This is a genomic window from Streptomyces sp. NBC_01296, assembly GCF_035984415.1.
In the GTDB taxonomy this organism is placed as follows: domain Bacteria; phylum Actinomycetota; class Actinomycetes; order Streptomycetales; family Streptomycetaceae; genus Streptomyces.
In genome coordinates this window covers 7,157,002-7,178,964 of the sequence record NZ_CP130720.1, presented here as the reverse complement: position 1 = coordinate 7,178,964, position 21,963 = coordinate 7,157,002, and the positions used below count along the sequence as shown (strand labels likewise).

The following is a 21,963-nucleotide window of genomic DNA, read 5'->3' as shown; positions in this document are numbered from 1 at the left end:
TCAGGCCCCCTTTCCGGCGAGGTCGCGGCGCTGCGTCGGCTGGGTGACGCGGTCGAGCATCAGGCCGAGGCAGACGATCGCGGCACCGGCGACCAGACCGGTCGCCAGGTCGCCCTGGGCGAGACCGAAGACCGCGTCGTAGCCGAGCGCCCCGCCGCCCACGAGGCCGCCGATGACGACGACGGCGAGGACCAGCACCACGCCCTGGTTGACGGCCAGCAGCAGCGCGGGCCGTGCCAGCGGCAGTTGGACCTGGAACAGCTGTTGCCGCCCGGTCGCGCCCAGCGAGCGCGAGGACTCCAGAGCGGCCGGGTCCACCGCGCGCACGCCCTGGGCCGTGATCCGCACCACCGCGGGCAGCGCGTAGACCACGGCGGCCGCGACCGCCGGGGCCCGGCCCACGCCGAACAGGGCGACGACGGGGATCAGGTACACGAACTGCGGCATCGTCTGGAAGACGTCCAGGACCGGGCGCAGTGCGCGTCCCAGGCGGCTGCTGCGGGCCGCGGCGACCCCGAGGGCGAAGCCGAGCAGCAGCGTCACGGCGACGGCGGCCAGTACCTGGGACAGGGTGTCGAGCGCCGGGTCCCAGACACCCAGCACGCCGATCGCGGCCATCGCCAGGACGGCGGTCGCGGCGGTGCGCCAGGTGCCGATGAGCAGGGCGAGGGCGCCGACGGCCAGCAGGACCGCCCACCAGGGCAGCCACTGCAGTCCGTCGCGCAGGGGGTTCAGGACCCATGTGGTGAAGTGCCCGGCCCAGTCGGCGGTGCCGCCGACGAGGGGCACGCCGGAGTAGAGGTGGGCGGTCATCCAGTCGACCGCCCCGTTGACGGGCTCGGCGATGCCCACCGTCCACGCGTCGGGCCAGGAAAGCCGGTCGAGCAGGCGGGCCCCGACGGCGACGGCGGCGGTCACCACGGCGGCGACGGCCCAGCCGAGCGCGGACCGGCGGGCCGGAGCCGCCCCGATCCGCTCCCCCGCCGCGGCGGTGACCCGGTCCAGGACGATGGCGAGCAGCACGATCGGCACGCCGGCGGCGAGCGCGGCGCCGACGTCGACGGAGGCCAGCGCCTGGTAGACGCGGTCGCCGAGGCCCCCCGCGCCGATGACGGACGCGATCACGGCCATCCCCAGCGCCATCATGATCGACTGGTTGAGGCCGAGCAGGAGTTCCTTGCGGGCCAGCGGCAGTCGGGCCGTCAGCAGCCGCTGCCTGCCGGTGGCGCCGAGGGAGGTGGCGGCTTCGACGACCCCGGCGTCCGCGCCGCGCAGGCCGAGCGCGGTGAGGCGGGCCATGGGCGGGGCCGCGTAGACGACGGTGGCGAGGACGGCCGCGGGCACGCCGATGCCGAAGACCAGGACGACGGGCAGGAGGTACGCGAACGCCGGCAGCACCTGCATGGTGTCCAGCACGGGCCGCAGGATCCGGTGCATACGGTCCGACAGGCCCGCGGCCAGGCCGAGGAGACCGCCGAGCAGCACGGACGCGGCGACGGCGACCACCATCAGGGCCAGCGTCTGCATGGTGGGCACCCACATGCCGAGCAGTCCGCACGCGGCGAAGGCTGCGACGGAGGTCAGCGCGAGCCGGACTCCGGCGACGCGCCAGGCCAGCAGCCCGGCGGCGGCGGTGACGCCGGCCCAGCCGAGGGCGAGCAGCACGAGGTACACCGCGCGGACGGAGACGACCACGACGTTGCTGACGTGCCCGAGGAAGTAGAGGAAGAGGGGGTGTCCGTCGCGGTTGTCGATGATCCAGTCGCTGGTGTGCTTGAGCGGTCCCGACAGGTCGACGGAGAGCGAAGCCAGCCAGTTTCCGGCGCCCAGGAGTACGGAACCGAGGACGAGCGCGAGGACCGCGCCGGCGCCGATCAGCCGGCCGCGGTGGCGCGCGAGCGCGCGCAGTGCACCGGGTCCGGCGTCGGTGGGGGTCGCAGGGCTCGCAGAAGCAGGGGTGACGGTGGCGGTCATCGGCCCCACCGCCCGGCGTCGGCGCCGGTCGTGCCGCACGGCGGCGGCCAGGTCGTATGGGAATACATCAGGCCACCGCCTTCCCGGTCGCGGCCGGTACCCCGGCGACGACACCGAGGAGTCCCGCGTGGTCGACCACGCCGAGGCACCTGCCGTCCTCGACGACCCGCGCGTTCACGCCCGTCCGCACGACGGCCTCGATGGCCTCGTGGACGGTGGCACCGGGGTCGAGCGCGGGACCGGCCTCACGCTCGCCGGCGAGGGCGGGGCGCATCGCCGAGCGGACGGTCAGCACCTGCTCGCGCGGCACGTCCCGGACGAAGTCCCGGACGTAGTCGTCGGCGGGGGCGCCCACGATCTCCTCCGGGGTGCCGAGCTGCACGATCCGGCCGTCGCGCATCAGCGCGATGCGGTCGCCGAGCTTCAGCGCCTCGTTCAGGTCGTGCGTGATGAAGACCATCGTGCGTCCCTCCTCCCGGTGCAGGCGTACGACCTCCTCCTGCATGTCGCGGCGGATGAGCGGGTCCAGTGCGCTGAACGGCTCGTCGAACAGCAGGACTTCGGGGTCCACGGCGAGTGCGCGGGCAAGGCCCACGCGCTGCTGCTGGCCGCCGGAGAGCTGGCTCGGCCTGCGGTGCTCCATGCCGTCCAGGCCGACCTTGGCGACGAACTCGGCCGCCCGCTCACGCCGTTCGGCGCGTCCCACGCCCTGGATCTCCAGTCCGTAGGCGATGTTGTCGAGCACCGTGCGGTGCGGCAGCAGACCGAAGTGCTGGAAGACCATCGCCGCCCGGTGCCGGCGCAGCTCGCGGAGCCGGCCGGTGTCCATGGACAGCACGTCCTCGCCGTCGATGGAGATCGTGCCCGAGGTCGGTTCGATGAGCCGGGTGAGGCAGCGTACGAGCGTCGACTTGCCCGAGCCCGACAGGCCCATGACGACGAAGACCTCGCCCTGGCGGACGTCGAAGGAGACGTCGCGGACGGCGGCGGTGCAGCCGGTGCGCTCGCGCAGCTCGGCGGCGCCGAGGGCCCCGAGCTCCTTGTCGGCGGGCACGCGGTCGGCCTTCGGACCGAAGACCTTCCACAGGTTTCGTACGGAGAAGACGGCCTCCGCGGGGGTCTGCGGCGGGGCGGCCGGCGGCGCAGTCGTGGTGCCCGGCAGGGTCGTGGTGTGCGGCGCAGCGTTCATCGGGTGGTTCCTCCCAGCAGGTCGGCGCATTTCTCGCCGACCATGAGCACGCCGATCATCGGGTTGACGGCGGTCATGGTGGGGAAGACGGACGCGTCGGCGATCCGGATGCCGTCGAGGCCCCGGATCCTCAGGTCGGGTGCGACGACGGCGAGTTCGTCGTCGTCGGCCCCCATCCGGCAGGTGCCGGCGGGGTGGTAGACGGTGTGCGCGACGTGGCGCGCGTACGCGCTGAGTTCCTCGTCGGAGGTCACCTCGGGCCCCGGGCACACCTCTCGCTTCAGCCATCCGGCCAGCGGTTCGCTCGCCGCGATCTGCCGGGCGATGCGGATCCCGTCGACGAGGGTGCGGCCGTCGTAGTCGTCCTCGTCGGTGAAGTACCGGAAGTCGAGGGCGGGCTTGACCTCGGGGTCGGCGCTCGTCAGGTAGAGCCGGCCGCGGCTGCGCGGCTTGGGGATGTTCGGGGTCATCGACACGCCGTGCGCGGGCCGTTCGTAGCCCAGGCGCTCGGGGTTGTCGGTGAAGGGGATCTGGTAGAAGTGGAACATCAGGTCCGGGCCCTCGGCCTGCGGGTCGCGGCGGACGAACAGCCCGGCGTCGGAGTCCATCGCGGAGTTCTCCGGGATCGGGCCGTGCGTCTCCCACACGATGACCGACTCGGGGTGGTCGAGCAGGTTCTCCCCGACGCCCGGCAGGTCGTGCACGACGGGAATGCCGAGCTTCTCCAGGTCGGCGCGCGGCCCGATGCCGGAGTGCAGCAGCAGGCGCGGGGTGTCCACGGCCCCGGCGCACACCAGGACCTCGCGCCGGGCGCGTACGACGTGCTCCGCGCCGTCCTTGGTACGGATGTGCACGCCGGTGGCGCGGGTGCCCTCCAGTTCCAGCCGGTACGCCCAGGTCTCCAGGGCGATGTGCAGGTTCGGCCGGTCCAGGAAGGGGTGCAGATAGGCGACGGAGGCGGACGAGCGCTTGTTGTTCTCCGGGTGGTAGGCGAGGTCGAAGAAGCCGGCGCCCTCGTGGAAGGGAGCCCTGTTGAAGCCCTCGACGCGCGGCACCCCGAGCGCGGTCTGCGCCGCGTCGACGAAGTCCCGGGCGATCGCGTTCCGGTCCGCCTCGCCGACGGGGACGATGTTGTTGCGCAGCCGGGCGAAGTAGGGGTCCATGGCGGCCGCGTCCCACCCCTTGGCACCGGCGTCCGCCCACTCGTCCCAGTCGGAGGGCAGGGGCTTGAACGCGATGAGGGTGTTGTGCGAGGAACAGCCGCCCAGCACCCGCGCACGGCTGTGGCGGATGTGCGAGTTGCCCCGGGGCTGCTCGGTGGTGGGGTAGTCGTAGTCCAGCTCGCCGCCGAGCAGGCCCATCCAGCGGCGCAGGGTCAGGACGTCGTCGCGGCCGACGTCACTGGGGCCGCCCTCGATGACGGCGACGCTGACGTCCGGGTCCTCGGTGAGGCGGGAGGCGATCACGGAACCCGCGGTGCCGCCGCCGACGACGACGTAGTCGTACACGTGCTGGTCGTACACGTCGTGGTCGTTCATGCTCAGCCCTTCGCCGTCGTGCCCGCGAACCAGCGCACGGGGCGCGGGGCGAGGTTCTGGTAGATGTGCTTGGCCTCGCGGTATTCGGCGAAACCGCCGGGGCCCAGTTCGCGGCCGATGCCCGACTTCCCGAAGCCGCCCCACTCCGCCTGGGGCAGGTAGGGGTGGAAGTCGTTGATCCAGACGGTGCCGTGGCGCAGCCGGGCGGCGACCCGCCGGGCACGCTGTTCGTCGGAGGTCCACACCGCGCCGGCGAGGCCGTACTCGGTGTCGTTGGCGAGGGCGACGGCCTCCTCCTCGGTACGGAAGGTCTCGACGGTCAGGACGGGGCCGAAGACCTCTTCGCGCACGACCCGCATGCCCCGGTGGCACCGGTCGAGGACCGTGGGCCGGAAGAAGTAGCCGGGGCCGGCCGGCTGCTCGCCGCCTGCGCGCAGGACCGCGCCCTCGGCGAGGGCGGAGGCCACGTACTCCTCGGTCCTCGCCAGCTGGGCCGCGGAGACCAGCGGACCGCACTCGACGCCCGCATCGGTGCCGCGCCCCAGCCGGATCAGTTCGGCCCGGCGGGCGAGCTCGGCGACGAATCGCTCGCGCAGCGGCTCCTCGACGATGAGGCGGGAGCCGGCCGAGCAGACCTGGCCGCTGTGGATGAACGCGGCGTTGAGCGCCTGGTCGACGGCGGTGTCGAACCCCTCGGGGGTCGAACATGCGTCGGCGAACACGACGTTGGGGTTCTTGCCGCCCAGCTCGAGGGCGACCTTCTTCACGCTGTCGGCGGCCGCCCTGGCGACCTTCGTACCGCTGACGAGACCGCCCGTGAACGAGATGAGGTCGACGTCGGGGTGCTCGGCGAGCCGGGCGCCGACGGTGCCGCCGGGACCGGTGACGATGTTGGCCGCGCCGAGCGGCAGTCCGGCCTCCAGGAGCAGTTCGATCAGCACGACGGTGGTCAGCGGCGTGATCTCGCTGGGCTTGATCACGAACGTGTTGCCGGCGGCGAGGGCGGGCGCGATCTTCCAGCTGGCCTGGAGCAGCGGGTAGTTCCATGGCGTGATCAGGGCGCAGACGCCGACCGGCTCGTGGACGACGACACTGCGGATCTCGTCCGAACCGGCGTCGACGACCCGTCCGCCGTCCTCGTTCGCCACGAGGTCGGCGAAGTAGAGGAAGGCATCGCGGACGCAGTCGACGTCGACGCGGCCCTCCTCCAGCGTCTTGCCCGCGTCCTGGCTCTCCAGGGCGCCGATCCGCTCGCGGTCGCGCTCCAGCAGGGTGGCGACCCGCCGCAGCAGGGCCGCCCGCTCGGCGACCGGGGTACGCGGCCAGGCGCCGGCGTCGAACGCGGCTCGCGCCGCGGCCACGGCGTCGTCGGTGTCCTGGACGCCGCCCTCCGCCACGACCGCGAAGGGGCTCGCGTCGACGGGGTCGATGATCTCGCGGGTGGCGCCGGACAGGGCTGCGCGCCACTCTCCGCCCACATGGATGGTCTGTTGTGCTCCGGTCACGTTGTGTATGGCCTTTCGCTTCTTTCGAATCCCCCTGCCGGTTTGCACCAGCAGTCCGGCCGCTTGCCCGGGCACCCGGGATCCATGCGCAAAAGGTTGCAGAGAGTGTTCTGCTTCACTCACTAAGGTCATACAAATAGGGACATATGCGTCAGGATGCTCGAGTGGAGAACCGGGGGTGTGCACGCCGTGGAACCGGCACGCCCGTTTCCGGTCGGAGACCTGCTGCGGGACGAGGTCCGCGATCCGCGCGGCCCCGCGGTGACGGACGGCGCACCCGTCGGTGCCGCGTCTGGCAAGCTGCGCTCCATGACCGCGCAGCAACCACTCGACTTCGCGCAGATCACCCGCCCCCGGGAGCTGACCGCCGAACTCCGGGAACAGCTCGTCGACTGCTGGGTACGGGTGATCAACGCCGGAGGCGCCGTCATCCCGCGGGGGCTCCCGATGCCGCCGGTGAGCACCGGCCAGGCCGACCCGGCCCTGGGCCTGCTCGTCGGCGAGCTCGATCCGCGCCGCGCCCGGATGCTGATCGCCACGGCCGGCGGGAGGCTCGCGGGGTGGCTGATTCTGCGCCGTGACCCGCATCCCCTCGTCGCCCACTGCGGCGCCGTCAACCACGTCATGACCCACCCCGACTTCCGCGGCCGCGGCATCGGTACCGCGCTGATGCACCGGGTCCGCGATCTCGCCCGCCAGGAGATGGGGCTGGAGCAGCTGCACATCGCCGTCCGGGCCGGCCTGGGGCTCGAGGAGTTCTACGGCCGTCTGGGCTGGCGCGAGATCGGGCGCTGGCCCGGCGGTCTGCGGGTCGCACCCGGCGACGACCGCGACGAGATCCTCATGTACCTCGCCCTCCCGGCCGCCTGAGCTGTCCGAGCCGCCCGAGCCGCCCGAGTGCGCCGGCGCGCCCGTCGCGTTTCGGTCATCTCCCTCCATCACGCGTCCGCACCCGATCAGCAGGGCAGGAACAGGGCCGCGAGGCAAATCGTCGTGCGATCGGAGCGCGGGAGGAGCAGCCGCGATGGACACCGGCCCCCTGTACCTGGAACCGCGGTTGGCACCGCGGCTCGCTGCGCTGCTCGGCTCGGCCCCGTTCCTGCACATGCTCGTGGACGCCCTCGGCTCGCCCCTGAACGTCCTCCTGCCCGACCAGGCGGCGGAGAACGCCGAGGGCTTCCGCTCCGTCTACCGCCGCCACCGCCTCGGCGGGCACGTCTTCTTCGCCCACAAGGCCAACCGCTCCCGGTCCCTCGTCCGGCGGCTCACCACCGCGGACGCCGCCGTGGACGTGGCCTCCCTCGGCGAGCTCCGGCACGCCCTGGGCGACGGTTTCACCGCGGACCGCATCATGGCGACCGGCCCCAAGGATCCGGCGTTCCTCTGGCTCGCCGCGCGGTCGGGGGTCACCGTGAACGCCGACGGCCCCGGCGAGCTGGAGGCCCTGGCGGGCCTCGTCCGGCGCCACGGCCTACCGCGCCCGCGCGTCCTGCTGCGCCTCTGCGAGTTCGAGAACTCGGGACCCAGGATGCTGTCCCGCAGGAGCCGGTTCGGTACGTCCGTGAAGGCCCTCGGCCCGCTGCTCGACCTCCTCGAGCGCCACCGGGACTCCCTCGATCCGGTCGGCGTCGCGTACCACCTCGACACCACGAGCCCGGACGAGAAGGCCATCGCCCTCGAAGGCTGCCTGCGCGCCATGGACGACCTGCGATTACGGGGATTCCAGCCGCGCGCCGTGGACATCGGCGGCGGCTTCGGCGTCAACTACCTCGCGCATGGCGCCCAGTGGGACCGATACACGAGCGAGCTCACGGCCGCGGTGATGGGCCGCCGCCCGCCCCTGACCTGGGGCGGCCACGGCTACGGCCTGCACTCCGAGGCGGGTACGCTCCGCGGCGCCCTGAGCCTGTACCCCGCCCACCGCCCGGTCGCCGGCGCCGCCTACCTCGACGCGCTCCTGTCACAGCCCGCCCCCACCCTGGGCCGGCCGCTGGGCACCCTGCTGCTGGAGAGCCTCTACGACCTGTACACGGAGCCGGGCCGGGCCCTCGCCGACCAGTGCGGGCTGTCCCTGGCCCGGGTCCTGGAGGTACGGCACCGGGACGCGGGCCCTGCGTTCGTACGCCTCGCCATGAACGCGAACGACGTCAGCCTGGAGGACCACGGGATCCTCGTGGACCCCGTGCTCGTACCCCGCGACGGCGAACCCGCCGGCCCGCAGGAGCCGGTCGGCGTGCACCTGATGGGAAACCTCTGCCTGGAAGCCGACCTGATCACGCGCAGAACGGTGTTCCTGCCGCGGCTGCCGCAGCCGGGAGACCTGCTCGGCTTCGCCAACATCGCCGGGTACTGCATGGACTTCAGCGCAACCAGCGCACAACAGCAGCCGGTGGCGCGCAAGGTGGCGGTCCGTCAGGAAGGGGGCGCCTGGCGCTGGTGTCTGGACGATGAGTACTGGCCGATCGAGGAGTACCGGCCGATCACCGATTCGGGGGGACAGGCATGAGGTACGACAGCATCACCGAGGCCATCGGCAACACCCCGCTGGTCCGTATCGATCCGGCCGTCCACGGCCTGCGCCACATCGACCTCTACGCGAAGCTCGAGATGCTCAACCCGTTCGGCTCCGTCAAGGACCGGGCCGCCTGGAACATGGCCCGGTCCGGACTGCCCGGCGCCCGGGAGCGCGGCGCGACGGTCGTCGAGCTGTCCAGCGGCAACACGGCCAAGGCGCTGGCCGTCATCGCGGGCATGCACGGGCTGTCGTTCAAGAGCGTCACCAACCGGATGCGCATACCCGAGGTCAAGGACCTGCTCCTGCTGCTGGGCGCCGAGATCGAGGAGCTGCCGGGCCGCAGCGAATGCCTGGACCCGACGGACACCGAGGACCCGCTGACCCTCTTCCACCAGAGGCTGAACCAGTCCGGCAGTGCCCACCTGCACACCGACCAGTACTTCAACGCGCTGAACACCGAGGCGCACCAGACGGGTACGGGCCCGGAGATCGTGGCGGATCTGGACGGCCGGGCCCCGGACTGGTTCCTCGCCTGTGTCGGTACGGCGGGTTCCTCCACGGGCGTGGGCCGGGCCCTGCGCGCCCATGATCCGGCCGTACGGGTGATCGGGCTGGTGGGCCAGAAGTCGGACTTCATCCCCGGCATCCGCAACATCGACGAGGTCCACGCGGTCGGCCTGTTCGACCCTGCCACGTACGACGCGATCGAGTCGGTCAGCGCCGACGACGCCATCGACGGCATGCTCGCCCTGGTCCGGCGCTGCGGGATCCTCGCCGGACCCACCGGCGGCGCCGCGTACCGGGGAGCCGTCCGCCATCTGAAGCCGATCGACGCAGAGTTGACGGGGACGGACCGGCAGAGCGCGGTCTTCATCGTCTGCGACCGGGTGGAGAGCTATCTCGGCTACGTCAAACAGCGCCGCCCCGAGCTGCTGGGCCGCCCGCCCGCACGGAACTCCGTGACCGCTCTGACCGACATCGAGGTACGGGCGGCCCAGGTCATCGAGGTGGCCGACGCGCAGAAGTGGCTCGCGGCCGAGCGGCCGCTGGTGATCGACCTGCGCAGCTCCTTCGCCTACGCCGCGCTGCACATCGACGGATCGGTGAACATCGTCGACGAACTCTTCGACGAACTCGTCCGCGGTGGCATGCCGTTCAGCAAGCGGCAGCCCGTGCTGCTGGCGTGCCCGGTCGGCGAGCAGTCGGCGCGCTACGCCGCCCTGCTGACCCGGATGGGACATCCCGACGTACGCAGCCTCGCGGGCGGGATCATCGCGTGGCGGGACGCGGGCGCGCCGCTGGTGCGTGACTGACATGGCCGACGCCGGCGCTCTCGAGGAGCTGCGTTCTTGGCAGCGCCCGTTGCGCGCCCAGTTCCCGATCATCGTGGCGAACCCGGGGCTGGCCTACCTGGACAGTGCGGCGACCGCGCAGAAGCCGCAGGCCGTTCTGGACGCCGTGCAGCACTACCTCACCACCTCCAACGCCAACGCGGGCCGCGGCTCGTACCCCTGGGCCAATGCCACGACGGCCGCGGTGGAGCGGGCCCGCGGCCGGATCAAGGAGTTCCTCGGCGATCCCGAGCCGGACGGGTCGTCGGTGCACTTCACCGGCGGAACCTCCGAAGGACTGCGGACCATCGCCCTGGACTGGCTGGCGGGCCGGCTCACCGACGGGGACGAGATCGTCGTCCCGTTCGCCGACCACGAGGCCAACCTGTCGCCGTGGCTGGAGGTACGGGAGCTGCTGGCCCGGCAGGGCGTACGGATCCTGGTCCGGGAGCTGCCGTACCAGGACAGCTCCGGCGACTACGACCCCGCGGCACTCGCCGCCTCGGCCGGCCCGCGGACCCGTTTCGTCGCGGCCACCCATGTGCACCACGTCTACGGCGCCGACATGAACGTGCACCGGATCCGGCAGGCGGTCGGGCCGGATGTCCCGATCTGCCTCGACGCCGCGCAGAGCATCGGCCACCTGCCGTTCTCCGTCGCCGGACTCGACGTGGACTTCGTGGTGTTCTCCGGGCACAAGGCCCTGGCGCTGCCCGGTACCGGCGCGGTCTGGGCCCGTGGCCGACGGGGGCCACGGTTCCGGCCGGGCGGCTGGGCCGGCACCCCGAACACCGTCGGCATCGCAAGCCTGACGGCCGCGCTCGACTGGCTCGACGCGGCCGGCCCGGACCGGATCGAGGCGTGGACGGTGGCGCTGGCGGCGCGGCTGACGGACGGCCTGAGCGGGCTGGACGTGTACGAGGTGCTCGGCTGCCGCTCCAGCCTGGCGGCCGGCTCCGAGGTCCAGCGGCGCCGGAGCATCGTGGCGTTCCGGCATCGCGAGATCGCATCCCGCGATCTCGGGTTCATCCTCTACAGCCACGGGTTCATGGTCCGCTCCGACGGACACTGTCAGGCGGGCGCCCGGGTGGAGGACGGATCGGTGCGGGTGAGTCTGCACGTGTACAACACGGCCGAGGAGATCGAAGCGTTGCTCGCCACCCTCGCCAATCTGCAATGATTTTCATGTGGAGTTCAGGGCCGTGAGAACGGCAGAGGCACGAGCGGACAGAAACATGAACGTGCACACGGTGGCGGCCGGCCGGTGGGTGGAACGCTGGGAGCGGCAGCAGCAGCGCTACGCGGTCGACCGCGAGGAGCGGTTCACCGTCATCTCCGACGTGGTCGAGCGCGTGACGGCGGGCTGCGCGGCTCCCCTGCTCGTCGACCTGGGCTGCGGGCCGGGGTCGCTGGCAGCCCGTCTGGCGGAGCGGATGCCTGCGGCCGAGGTCGTGGGCGTCGACGCCGATCCGCTGCTGCTGGAACTGGGGCGGGCGCACCACGGAGCGGCCCTGCGCTTCGCCGAGGCCTCGATCGGGGAGCCGGGCTGGCTCGACGGGCTCGCGCTGGACCGCCCGGTGGACGCCGCCGTCTCGACGACGGCCCTGCACTACCTCGGCGAGGACACCCTGCGGCGGACGTACGAGCAGCTGGCCGGGTGCATCCGGCCCGGCGGAGTCCTCGTCAACGGCGACCATCTGGAGCCCGACTCCCCCAAGGTCCACGAGCTCGCCCTCGACATCGGCCGGCGGCGCGCCGAGCGGCAGCAGGCCCTGGCGCACGAGGACTGGGAGTCGTGGTGGTCGGGAGTGCGGGCCGACCCCGAGCTGACGTCCCTGCTCGCCGCCCGCGACCGGCGCGCCCACCCGCGGTGCGAGGGCAACGACCTGACGCTCACCGACCACCTCGCACTGCTGCGCGAGGCGGGCTTCGAGCACGTCGGCACGGTCTGGCAGTTCGGCAGCAGCCACGTGGTGGTCGCGGTCCGCTGAACCCCGCCGGCCCGACCCGGCCGCCCCTCTCCTGCGTACGGACCCGGGAACAACCCTCCTCATGGCTCGGGTGGGCCCTTCGGGGCAACCGGTGCGGGGCTGCCGCGCGGCGCCGGAGCGTGCCCTGCGGGACCGGGATATCAGTGGTCGCAGACGGCGGTCGGCGGTGATCGCCCCTGTTCGGAAGGGCGGGAGCCCGGTGGCCGTCAAACCCATTCCCGAGGGACGCCCGCGGGTCACGCCGTACCTCTGCGTCGACGGAGCCGCAGCCGCGATCGACTTCTACGTGTTCGTGCTCGGCGCGACGGAGCGGATGAGGATGCCGGCGCCCGACGGCAGGATCGGCCACGCCGAGCTGGAGCTGGGCAACTCGGCGATCATGCTCGCCGACGAATACCCGGAGATCGGATTCCGCTCGCCCAAGACGGTGGGCGGCACGCCGATCACCCTGCACGTGTACGTCGACGACGTCGACGACGTCTTCGCCAAGGCCCTCGCCCGCGGCGCCACGGAGGTCTCGGCGGTCAAGGACGAGTTCTACGGCGACCGCACCGGGCAGTTCGAGGACCCCTTCGGCCACCGCTGGAACATCGCCACGCACGTGGAGGACATCCCTGCGGCGGAGATGGAGAAGCGGGCCAAGGAGGCCCTGGAGTCCATGCAGGACGGTGGCTGAACCCTGGACATGCGGACGCCGGAGAGGCCGTGGGCCTCTCCGGCGTCCGCATGTGGGGCTGTGGGAGCTGTGGGGGCTGTCGGCCCTCAGTGGGCGAGCTTCGCCTTCAGGTTCTGCAGGACCTCCTGCTTGATGTCCTGCGTGGTGACGGTGCCGCCGGTGCCGTGGCCGTTCCCGCCCACGGCGGTGGCGTCGCCGGTGTTGACGGCGTCGGCGCTGGCGTTGCCACCGCGGGCGGCACCGGTGGTGACCGTGCACCCGCCCTCGCAGTTGCCGACGGCGGTGGAGGCGCCGCCGCCCCGGGCGGTACCGCCGACGGTCGTGTTCTCGGCGTTGGCGTTGCCGCCGACGCCGATCCCGTCGGCGCTGTCCTGGGGGAGCGTGACGGCCTGCTGCGGGGCGGCGGTCGGCGCGGCCATCGCGGTCGCCGGCAGCGCGACACCGCCGCCGATCAGCGCCGCGGAAGCTCCGGCCAGGACGATACGACGGGTCCAGAAACGCTCAGACATGGGAATTCTCCATTCGGTATCAAAAGAGTTCGCATTCCGCCCCACGGAAAGGATCGGGAATCAGTTCCGGCTTCGTGTCCTGCGGGGCGTTCCTCGGTGAGGGCGCACTTCAAATAAACCCTGCGGGAGAGCCTGCGTCACGCCACTCGAACACGTGACTTGACGCCGAGAAGCGATCTTGATACCGGGAAGCGGCGGGAACACGCCGCGCCTGGCCAGATCCTGCTTGCGACATGATCCACACGCTAACGTCGACCTCGCATAAGCCCAGGGATCCCCGGCGTCTGCACAGCACCGGGCGTATCCGACCGGCAGCCTCAGCGCCCGCCTGCTTGGCCACAGGCGAAGACCTCGCACAAGAATCCCGGAGAATTCCGATGAACGAGCATTCCTGGACCCGTCGTATCGTGCTGGCCGCGGCTTCCGTGGCACTGACCGGCGTCGTGGCCCTGCCGGCGACCGCGATGGCCGCACCGGCATCCCCTCAGTACGGCTACGGCAGCATCACCACCGCCGCAACCGACAGTGCACCGAGCGTGTGCAGGGGGCTCTGCCACGACAGCAGCAACACCGCCGCAGGCAACGGCACCTCCGGCATGTGCGAGGGCATCTGCCACGACAGCACCAATACGGCCGTGGGTGACGGCTCCTCCGGCGTGTGCCGGGGACTGTGCGACGGCAGCACCAATACGACCGTGGGCGACGGCGCCTTCAACGAGTGCGTGGGCCTCTGCGGCACCAGCACCAACACCGCAGTGGGCGACGGCGCCTTCAACGTGTGCAGCGGCCTGTGCCACGACAGCGTCAACACCGCCGTGAGCGGTGAGGTCCTGAGCGGCACGTTCGAGGCCGTGAACTCGGTCGGGCAGGGCACGCGGGCCATGGGCGACAACGACAAGGGCACGGGGGGTGACGCCAGCGCCGTCAGCGGCAACGCCAGTGCCGCGAACACCACGGTCGGCGGCACCGCCACCGGCGGCAATGCCAACTCCGGCGTCGGCACCTGCATCGGCAGGTGCACCATCACCACGGGTGCCGCGACGGGCGGCGCCGCCAGCGCCGACGCCCTCAACACCGGCAACGCAACGGCCGTGTCCGGCGACGCGACGGCCACGGGCGGCAACGGCTGACCAGCCCGAGAAGCACGAAACGGACGCCGGAGAGGCTGTGGGCCTCTCCGGCGTCCGTGCTGTGCGGGCGATGTGCTGCCCTCAATTGCCGAGCTTCTGCTTCAGGTTCTCCTTCACCTGCAGCTTGATGTTCTGCTTGTTCACCTGGCCGCCCGTGCCCTTGCCGTCGCCGCCGACCGCGGTGGCGTCACCGGTGTTGACGGCGTCGGCGCTGGCGTTGCCGCCGGTGGCGTTGCCGGTGGTGATCTCGCACTTGCCCTTGCAGTTGCCGACGCCCGTGTCGGCGTTGCCGCCGGTGGCCTCGCCGCCGACGGTGGTGTTCTCGGCGTTGGCGTCGCCGCCGGTGCCGATGCCGTCGGCGCTGTCGTCCTGGACGAGGTTGACGGCCTGCTGCGGGGCGGCGGCCGGTGCGGCCATGGCGGTCGCCGGCAGGGCGATGCCACCACCGACCAGTGCGACGGAAGCTCCGGCCAGGAAGATGCGACGGGTCCAAAAGCGCTCAGACATGGGAATTCTCCATTCGGAACAAGAAAAGACTGGTAAACCGTCTCCGGGAGATCCCCGGTGAGGGCGTACTTCAAATAAACCCGATACGAGAACATGCGTCACGCCACTCGAACACGTGGCTTGACGCAGAGAACCGATCTTGATAGAAGGCTGCGCAAGGCCCGGGGGAACTCTTCCGGCGGCCCGTATGAAGCGGCTCCTGTCAAGTGACGAATAGCCGGGGCTATGACCCCGTTCCTCCTCCCCGCACGGTGAAATCGACCGTCCTGCTCAAGAGCAGGAGCGAAACACCATCCGGAGCGGAGGCATTCATGTCCCGTCGCGCAGGGGTCTTCGTGACCCGCCGTCCACGGCTCGTCCTGTTTGCCGCGCTCGTTTTCCTCCTGCTGTCCGCCGTGTTCGGCGCAGAGGCGACCGGCCGGCTGAAGACGCAGGGGTACGACGACCCCCGATCGGAGTCCAGCCGCGCCGCCCGGGTGGCGGCCGAGCACCTGGGGGCGTCCCCCAACCTGGTCGTCGTCGCCCAGGCCCGCGCCGGCTCCGTCGACGACCCGGCGGCCCGGAGCGCGGGCGAGGCCCTGACCGCACGCCTTCGTACGCAACCGCACGTGAGCGGCGTGACCTCGTACTGGACCGGCAACGCGGCGGAACTGCGCAGCCGGGACGGCCGCGCGGCCATGCTCGTCGCGCACGTGGCCGGCGAGGGGGAGCAGCTCGGAACGCGGGTGAAGCAGCTGAGCAAGGAGCTGACGACCCCGACGGCCGCCACGACGGCCCTCACGGTGCACGCGGGAGGACCGGCGCTCATCGACGCCGAGCTCCAGGACCTCTCGGAGTCCGACCTGAAGCGCGCCGAGTCCGTCGTGCTGCCGGGAACGCTGATCCTGCTGGTCCTGGTGTTCGGAAGCGTGGTGGCCGCGGCCCTGCCCCTGCTGATCGGGGTACTGGCCATCGCCGGGACGCTGCTGGTCCTGAGCGTGCTCGGCGCCGTCACCGACGTGTCCGTGTTCGCGCTGAACCTCACCACCGCGCTCGGCCTGGGGTTGGGCATCGACTACGGGCTGCTGGTCGTCTCCCGGTTCCGCGAGGAGCTCGCCGACGGACACGGTCCGCGCAGCGCCGCCCTGCGCACCGTGCGTACCGCCGGCCACACGATCCTCTTCAGTGCCGCCACGGTCTCCGCCGCGCTCGCGACGCTGCTGGTGTTCCCGCCCTACTTCCTGCGCTCCTTCGCCTACGCGGGCATCGCCGTGGTGGCGATCGCTGCGGTGAGCGCCGTCACCGTGTTGCCGGCTCTGCTCGCGCTGCTCGGAAAGCGGGTGAACGCCTGGGCCGTGCCGTGGCGCCGCCGGGCCCACGCCGGCTCGGAGTCACGCTTCTGGCGGCGGCTGTCGCAGATCGTCGTACGCCGCCCGCTGATCGCGGCGCTGCCGGTGATCGGACTGCTCGTGGTACTCGCCGGGCCGTTCGCGCACGCCGGTTTCGCCACCCCTGACGAGCGGGCGCTGCCCGTGAGCTCCTCCAGCCGTCAGACCGGGGACCTGGTGCGCGGTGCGTTCGACATGAACGGCCCCAGCGCGCTCACGGTCGTCATGACGGGTCAGGCTTCCCCGCCCGCCCGGGAGGACTACGCCCGCCGGCTCTCCGCGCTCCCGCAGGTCGCCCAGGTCGTGGGGCCCGAGGGCAGCTTCCGGCACAGCGCGAAGGCAGCGGTCTCCGGCTCCCCCGGATCCGCGGCCCGGCCCGTCGGCGACGGCCCGACCCGGCTCTCCGTGGTGCCGCAGGCGGACCCCCGGTCGCGCGCCGCCCAGCAGCTCGTGCACGCCGTCCGCGCGACTCCCGCCCCGGCGGGCACCGATGTCCTCGTCGGCGGACCGAGTGCGGTCCTGGTCGACGCCAAGGCCACCGTCGGAGACCGGCTTCCGCTGGCGCTCTCGCTGATCACCCTCACCACGTTCGTACTGCTGCTCGGCTTCACGCGCAGCCTGCTGCTGCCGCTGAAGGCCATCGCGCTGAACGCCCTGAGCCTCGCTGCCGTCCTCGGCGCGATGGTGTGGGTCTTCCAGACGGGCCACCTGCAGCACCTGCTCCATTTCACGCCCGGACCACTCAGCACGACCATGCCGGTGCTGCTGTTCTGCATCGTCTTCGGGCTCTCGGTGGACTACGAGGTGTTCGTCCTCGCGCGCATCAAGGAGGCGCACGAGGCCGGGCAGGGCAACACCGACTCGATCGTCTCGGGCATAGCCCACACGGGCGGCATCGTCACGACCGCCGGTTCCCTCCTCGCCTTCACGCTCCTGAGCTTCGGCACCTCCCAGGTCTCGCTCCTGCAGTTCTTCGGAATCGGCGCAGGCCTCGGTGTCCTCCTCGACGCCACGCTCGTGCGGGGCGTCCTCGTACCGGCGCTCATGCGCCTGGCCGGCGGCCTGAACTGGTGGGCGCCGTGGCCCATCAGGCGCAAGGTGCCCCATCCGGCGGCCCGGGCTCCCGTGGCCACGGCCGGCAGGGGTGCCCCGCGGTCCGCGCCGATCCACCTGCCCCCGCACCCTCGCACCGCTGACTCCCACGGTGCAGAGCCCGTCCCCTCCGCCTTGGTCGCCGTGCGCCCGGGGCACCACGAAATGGAAGAAGACCCGTCATGACCGACATCGCCATCACCGGACTCGGCTGCCGCTTCCCCGGCGCCCCTGACATCCGCGCCTACTGGAAGCTCCTGCTGAGCGGGGAACGCCAGTTCTCCGCCGTCCCGGCGGAACGCTGGAACCACGGGACCTTCCACGAGCCCGACAACACCTCGGCCCCTCATACCGCGTACACCGACCAGGTCGCCTTCCTGGATGCCGTGGACCGTTTCGCTGCGCCGCACTACGGGGTGCCCCCCGCCCGTGCCCGGGCCATGGACCCCCAGCACCGGCTGATGCTCGACGTCACCCGCGAGGCCCTCGACGACGCGGGGCTGGGCCGTGGCGACTTCGACCGTGAGAACACCGGGGTCTTCCTCGGCATATCGGTGTCCGACTACAAGGACCTGATGGCGGCCCCCCTCCGGGTCATCGCCCTGGCCGACGAGTCGCCCACGGCCGACCACCCCGGCGGCCTCGACGCCGCCAGGGAACAGGCAGCACAGCTCGGCACCGTCCAGAGCTTCACGCTGCCCGGGAGCCTGCTCAACATGGCGGCGGGCACGGTCAGCCGGCAGTTCGACCTCGGCGGCCCCAGTTTCGCCGTCGACGCCGCGTGCTCCGGCTCACTGGTCGCCCTCGACCAGGCGATCGCCCAGCTGGGCCAGGGCGCCTGCCGCATCGCCGTCGTCGGCGGCGTGTACCTCAACCTCACCCCCGACAGCCTGGTCGGCTTCTCCAAGCTCCGCGCACTGTCCGCGACCGGGGTGTGCCGCCCGTTCGACGAGGCGGCCGACGGCTTCGTCCTCGGCGAGGGCTCCGGCGCCGTCGTCATACGGCCGCTCGCGGACGCCCTCGCCAACGGCGACCGCGTCTACGCGGTGATCAAGGGCATCGGCTCGGCCAACGACGGCGCATCTCCCGGACCGCTGACCCCCACCCCCGAAGGCCAGCTGCGCGCCATGCGCCGGGCCTACGACGAGGCCGGGGTCGCCCCCTCGTCCGTGGGCTTCATCGAGGCCCACGGCACCGGCACCGCCGTCGGTGACCGTGCCGAGGTGGAGGCGCTGCGCCGGCTGCGCACCGAGTTCCCCGACGACGACCCCGCACTGTGCTACCTCGCGGCGGGCAAGGCCCTCATCGGGCACTCGCTGTCCGCTGCAGGTATCGCGGGGCTGATCAAGACGGCCCTGGTCGTCCACCACCGCACGATCGTGCCGCAGCCGGAGACCAGCTCCCATCCGGACCTGGGCATCGCCGCCGCGGGCCTGCGCTTCGCCGACACCGCACGGCCCTTTCGGGCCACGGGCACCCCGCGGCGGGCTGCCGTCAGCTCGTTCGGTTTCGGCGGTACGAACGTCCACGTGGTTCTGGAAGAGCAGCCCGCCCCTGCCGTCGACCACCTCACCGAACGGCCCGAAGCCACCCGACCCCAGCTCGTCCTGCTCTCGGCCGGCAACCCCGATCTGCTGGACGAGCACATCGGCGACGTTCTCGACGCACTCGACACGACGGACCGCCCGCCGGTGGCCGCCGTGGCCCACACCCTGGGCGCGCGTGAGCCCCTGACCGCCCGGCTCGCGATCGTCGCCGCCGACACGGACGAACTCGTCCGACGGCTGCGCGAGGCCCGCCGGCAGCTCGCCGACGGCGCCCGGGGCGATCTCGGCGACGGCGCCTTCGCCGCCGACGCTCCCCTGCCGCCGGACCGGCGCCGCATCGCCTTCCTCTTCCCCGGGCAGGGCAGTCAGCGACCGGGCATGATGCAGGACCTCTACGAGAGGTTCACCGGCTTCCGGACCACCGTCGACGCCCTCAGCGCCGTGGCCCGGCGCAACATCGGCTTCGACCTCACCGATCTGCTGTACGGCGGGGCGGCGGCCGGTGAGGGCGACGACGAGGAGCTCAGGAAGCGGCTCGCCGCCACCGACGTGTGTCAGCCGCTGCTCGGCACCGTCCAGATCGCCGCCACCCACCTCCTCGCCGACTGCGGCCTCGCGCCCGACCTCACCCTGGGCCACAGCGTCGGAGAGTTCGCCGCGGCCGCAGCGGCCGGAGCCCTCGCAGACGAGGCCACCGTCCGGCTGCTGGCCCACCGGGGTGCAGCCCTGCGACGGGCCGAGACCGGCTCCCGGGGCGGGATGCTCGCCGTGCAGAGCGACGAGGAGACCTGCCGCCGGCTCATGACCGGCATCGGCGACGTGTGGCTCGCCTGCTTCAACGAGCCGCGGCAGCTCGTGGTCAGCGGCTCGCTGCGCGGGCTAGCCGTCCTGCGGCGCACGTGTGCCGAGGCCGGTGTCGTCACGCTGCCCCTCGAGGTGTCGGGCGCCTTCCACTCGCCGCGGTTCGCCGCCGCCGACGAGGCCTTGAGCACGTACCTCGCCGACCGGCGCCTCGGGAGCCCCGCCCTGCCGTTCGTGTCGTCCGTGGACGGGGCGGTCTGCACCGACGCCGACCGGCTGGGGGAACTGTGGTCCCGGCACGCGTCCGCGCCGGTCCGCTTCGGGGATGCCGTCCGGACCGCCTACGAACAGGGGGCCCGCATCTTCCTCCAGGTGACCGGCGGCAGCTCGCTGCTCACATCGGTCCGCCGCAACCTCACCGGGCACGCAGACGTCCACGCCGTCGCCGCCGCGGAGGCCGCGCCGGACGGCGGACGCGGGTTCGTCCGGGCCCTCGCCCGGCTCGCGGTCCTGGGCGCCCCGGTCGACCCGCGCGCCCTGGTTCCCGAGGAAGCCCGCCGTCTGCTGGACCTGCCGGTGGCCAGGCTCGACACCCAGTCCTACTGGGTGCGGAGCATGCGCCCCGCGCCGCAGGACGCCCCCGCCGCCGTCCTGCCGCCCCGGGCCGCACCGCCCGGGGAGAGCGCGACGGACGACCAGGAGCCTTCGCCGGCCCGGGGCATCGACGAGGTCACCGGCGCCGTGCTCGCGCACGTGGCCCGGATCAGCGCCTTCCCGGTGGATCATCTGCGGGGCGACCAGCTGCTGATCGACGATCTCGGCTTCGACTCGCTCATGCTGACCGATCTGTTCACCTCCCTCCATCGGGAGTGGCCGCAGTGGACGTTCGACGAGAGGGCTGCCGACCGGCCGACCGCCGCGAGGATCGCCGCGCTGATCTCGGGCGGCTCCGCGGACGCCGCACCCGCGGCCGTCCCCGTACAGCGCGCCGACCACGGCGACGAAGCTCCGGCGCCGCCGGCCGCCGACCTGCCCGCGGCCGCGCCGGTCGGCGCCCCGCCGCCCGAGGAGCAGACGCGGATCGAGTGCTTCCCGGAGGTCGCCGCGCACGGTGAGCGTTTCGCCGCGCTCGCCGGGACGGGGCTGCGGAATCCGTACTTCCTCGTCCACGAAGGCGGCATCACGGACACGACCGTCATCGACGGCCGGGAGCTCGTCTCGTTCTCCGGCTACAACTACCTGGGCATGGCCACGCACCCCCGGGTGACCGAGGCGGCCCGGGAGGCCATCGCACGCTGCGGGACGTCGGTGTCCGCCAGCCGACTGCTGTCCGGCAGCCGTCCGCTCCACCTGGAGCTCGAGACGGAACTCGCCGACCTGCTCGGATGCGAAGCCGCGCTCACCTTGGCCAATGGGCATGCCACCAACGTCACCGTGATCGGACACCTCGTCGGGCCCGGGGACCTCGTCATCCACGACTCCCTCGCCCACGACAGCATCCTGCAGGGATGCAGGCTCTCCGGCGCGACCCGGCGGCCGTTCCCGCACAACGACGCCGCCGCCCTCGACGCGATCCTCGGCCAGGTCCGCCACCACTACCGGCGGGTCCTCGTCGTCATCGAGGGCGTGTACAGCATGGACGGCGACATCGCCGACCTGCCCGCCCTCGTCGAGGTCAAGCGACGGCACGGCGCGCTGCTGATGATCGACGAGGCGCACAGCATCGGGACGATCGGCGCGACCGGGCGCGGCATCGGCGAGTACTGCGGCACCGACCGCTCGGCCGTCGACCTGTGGTCGGGCACGCTGTCCAAGGCGCTGGCGAGCTGCGGCGGCTACGTCGCCGGCAGCCGCCCGGTCGTCGAGTACCTGCGCTACACCGTTCCGGGCTTCGTCTACAGCGCCGGCATGACCCCGGCCGACACCGCCGCGTCGCTGACGGCCCTGCGGCTGCTGCGTGCCGAGCCTCAGCGCGTGGCGCGTCTTGCGGAGAACGCCGCGCTGTTCGTCCGCCTCGCGCGCGATGCGGGCATCGACGTCGGGGACAGCCGGGACACCCCCGTGGTCCCGTGCATCGTCGGGGACTCGATGAAGACCCTGCGACTCGCCGAGGCCATGTTCCAGCAGGGCGTCAGCGTCAATCCCATCCTCTACCCGGCCGTACCCGAGGAAATGGCCCGGCTGCGCTTCTTCGTCACCTGCGACCACACCTGCGACCAGATCCGTCACGCCGTGACCGCGCTCGAGTACGAGCTGCGGCACCTGGACCAGGCCGCGGCCGCCTGACCCCG

The 21,963-nt window shown here is 72.3% G+C and carries 15 protein-coding genes; 9 read left to right on the top strand and 6 right to left on the bottom strand.

From position 1 onward, the window contains the following. The 4 genes from OG299_RS32800 to OG299_RS32785 all read right to left on the bottom strand — a co-directional run bounded on the left by OG299_RS32800 (position 1) and on the right by OG299_RS32785 (position 6,206). Positions 1–1,974 carry an ABC transporter permease subunit gene (locus OG299_RS32800; RefSeq protein ID WP_327363412.1) on the bottom strand — a complete coding sequence of 658 codons (1,974 nt, stop codon included), beginning with the start codon at positions 1,972–1,974 and terminating at the stop codon, positions 1–3. A gap of 67 nt (positions 1,975–2,041) precedes the next feature. Then, a complete protein-coding gene (locus OG299_RS32795) occupies positions 2,042–3,163 on the bottom strand; it encodes a quaternary amine ABC transporter ATP-binding protein (RefSeq protein ID WP_327363411.1) in 1,122 nt (373 codons plus the stop codon). Beyond that, positions 3,160–4,701, bottom strand: coding sequence for a GMC family oxidoreductase (locus OG299_RS32790; RefSeq protein ID WP_327363410.1), 1,542 nt, complete (start codon positions 4,699–4,701; stop codon positions 3,160–3,162). The genes OG299_RS32795 and OG299_RS32790 overlap by 4 nt, the downstream gene beginning before the upstream one ends. 2 nt (positions 4,702–4,703) lie before the next feature. Continuing rightward, positions 4,704–6,206, bottom strand: coding sequence for an aldehyde dehydrogenase family protein (locus OG299_RS32785; protein WP_266631553.1), 1,503 nt, complete (start codon positions 6,204–6,206; stop codon positions 4,704–4,706). Positions 6,207–6,515: 309 nt separating this feature from the next. Between OG299_RS32785 and OG299_RS32780 the strand changes: the two genes are divergently transcribed. The 6 genes from OG299_RS32780 to OG299_RS32755 all read left to right on the top strand — a co-directional run bounded on the left by OG299_RS32780 (position 6,516) and on the right by OG299_RS32755 (position 12,719). Beyond that, on the top strand, positions 6,516–7,076 hold the full coding sequence (locus OG299_RS32780; RefSeq protein WP_327364638.1) for a GNAT family N-acetyltransferase: 561 nt from the start codon (positions 6,516–6,518) through the stop codon (positions 7,074–7,076). A gap of 154 nt (positions 7,077–7,230) precedes the next feature. After that, a complete protein-coding gene (locus OG299_RS32775; RefSeq protein ID WP_327363409.1) occupies positions 7,231–8,712 on the top strand; it encodes a Y4yA family PLP-dependent enzyme in 1,482 nt (493 codons plus the stop codon). After that, on the top strand, positions 8,709–10,034 hold the full coding sequence (locus tag OG299_RS32770; protein ID WP_327363408.1) for a pyridoxal-phosphate dependent enzyme: 1,326 nt from the start codon (positions 8,709–8,711) through the stop codon (positions 10,032–10,034). The genes OG299_RS32775 and OG299_RS32770 overlap by 4 nt, the downstream gene beginning before the upstream one ends. 1 nt (position 10,035) lies before the next feature. Further along, positions 10,036–11,232, top strand: a complete 1,197-nt coding sequence (locus tag OG299_RS32765; protein WP_266631547.1) for an aminotransferase class V-fold PLP-dependent enzyme — start codon at positions 10,036–10,038, stop codon at positions 11,230–11,232. A gap of 55 nt (positions 11,233–11,287) precedes the next feature. Next, a complete protein-coding gene (locus OG299_RS32760; RefSeq protein ID WP_266631545.1) occupies positions 11,288–12,043 on the top strand; it encodes a class I SAM-dependent methyltransferase in 756 nt (251 codons plus the stop codon). A 199-nt stretch (positions 12,044–12,242) separates the two neighbouring features. Continuing rightward, positions 12,243–12,719 carry a VOC family protein gene (locus tag OG299_RS32755; protein ID WP_266631543.1) on the top strand — a complete coding sequence of 159 codons (477 nt, stop codon included), beginning with the start codon at positions 12,243–12,245 and terminating at the stop codon, positions 12,717–12,719. An 86-nt stretch (positions 12,720–12,805) separates the two neighbouring features. Here the strand turns inward: OG299_RS32755 and OG299_RS32750 are convergent, their stop codons facing one another. Continuing rightward, entirely contained in the window at positions 12,806–13,228 is a 423-nt protein-coding gene (locus OG299_RS32750) for a hypothetical protein (protein ID WP_266631541.1), read from the bottom strand. 377 nt (positions 13,229–13,605) lie between these two features. Between OG299_RS32750 and OG299_RS32745 the strand changes: the two genes are divergently transcribed. After that, the gene (locus OG299_RS32745; RefSeq protein WP_327363407.1) at positions 13,606–14,358 is read left to right on the top strand and encodes a hypothetical protein; all 753 of its coding nucleotides are present in this window, start codon (positions 13,606–13,608) and stop codon (positions 14,356–14,358) included. 81 nt (positions 14,359–14,439) lie between these two features. Here the strand turns inward: OG299_RS32745 and OG299_RS32740 are convergent, their stop codons facing one another. Beyond that, positions 14,440–14,865, bottom strand: a complete 426-nt coding sequence (locus OG299_RS32740) for a hypothetical protein (protein WP_327363406.1) — start codon at positions 14,863–14,865, stop codon at positions 14,440–14,442. A 311-nt stretch (positions 14,866–15,176) separates the two neighbouring features. On the opposite strand from OG299_RS32740, the gene OG299_RS32735 reads away from it, so the two are divergent. Together OG299_RS32735 and OG299_RS32730 are read left to right on the top strand one after the other, a co-directional pair. Beyond that, positions 15,177–17,510 (top strand): MMPL family transporter, encoded by a 2,334-nt coding sequence (locus OG299_RS32735; protein ID WP_327363405.1) that lies wholly within the window; start codon positions 15,177–15,179, stop codon positions 17,508–17,510. Then, positions 17,507–21,958, top strand: a complete 4,452-nt coding sequence (locus OG299_RS32730) for a type I polyketide synthase (protein ID WP_327363404.1) — start codon at positions 17,507–17,509, stop codon at positions 21,956–21,958. The genes OG299_RS32735 and OG299_RS32730 overlap by 4 nt, the downstream gene beginning before the upstream one ends. The last annotated feature ends 5 nt before the right edge of the window (positions 21,959–21,963 follow it).

Coding starts and splice junctions, on each gene's coding strand:
- OG299_RS32800 (WP_327363412.1), bottom strand. CDS start 1,974: ATGACCGCCACCGTCACCCCTGCTTCTGCGAGCCCTGCGACCCCCACC.
- OG299_RS32795 (WP_327363411.1), bottom strand. CDS start 3,163: ATGAACGCTGCGCCGCACACCACGACCCTGCCGGGCACCACGACTGCG.
- OG299_RS32790 (WP_327363410.1), bottom strand. CDS start 4,701: ATGAACGACCACGACGTGTACGACCAGCACGTGTACGACTACGTCGTC.
- OG299_RS32780 (WP_327364638.1), top strand. CDS start 6,516: ATGACCGCGCAGCAACCACTCGACTTCGCGCAGATCACCCGCCCCCGG.
- OG299_RS32775 (WP_327363409.1), top strand. CDS start 7,231: ATGGACACCGGCCCCCTGTACCTGGAACCGCGGTTGGCACCGCGGCTC.
- OG299_RS32770 (WP_327363408.1), top strand. CDS start 8,709: ATGAGGTACGACAGCATCACCGAGGCCATCGGCAACACCCCGCTGGTC.
- OG299_RS32765 (WP_266631547.1), top strand. CDS start 10,036: ATGGCCGACGCCGGCGCTCTCGAGGAGCTGCGTTCTTGGCAGCGCCCG.
- OG299_RS32760 (WP_266631545.1), top strand. CDS start 11,288: ATGAACGTGCACACGGTGGCGGCCGGCCGGTGGGTGGAACGCTGGGAG.
- OG299_RS32750 (WP_266631541.1), bottom strand. CDS start 13,228: ATGTCTGAGCGTTTCTGGACCCGTCGTATCGTCCTGGCCGGAGCTTCC.
- OG299_RS32745 (WP_327363407.1), top strand. CDS start 13,606: ATGAACGAGCATTCCTGGACCCGTCGTATCGTGCTGGCCGCGGCTTCC.
- OG299_RS32740 (WP_327363406.1), bottom strand. CDS start 14,865: ATGTCTGAGCGCTTTTGGACCCGTCGCATCTTCCTGGCCGGAGCTTCC.
- OG299_RS32735 (WP_327363405.1), top strand. CDS start 15,177: ATGTCCCGTCGCGCAGGGGTCTTCGTGACCCGCCGTCCACGGCTCGTC.
- OG299_RS32730 (WP_327363404.1), top strand. CDS start 17,507: ATGACCGACATCGCCATCACCGGACTCGGCTGCCGCTTCCCCGGCGCC.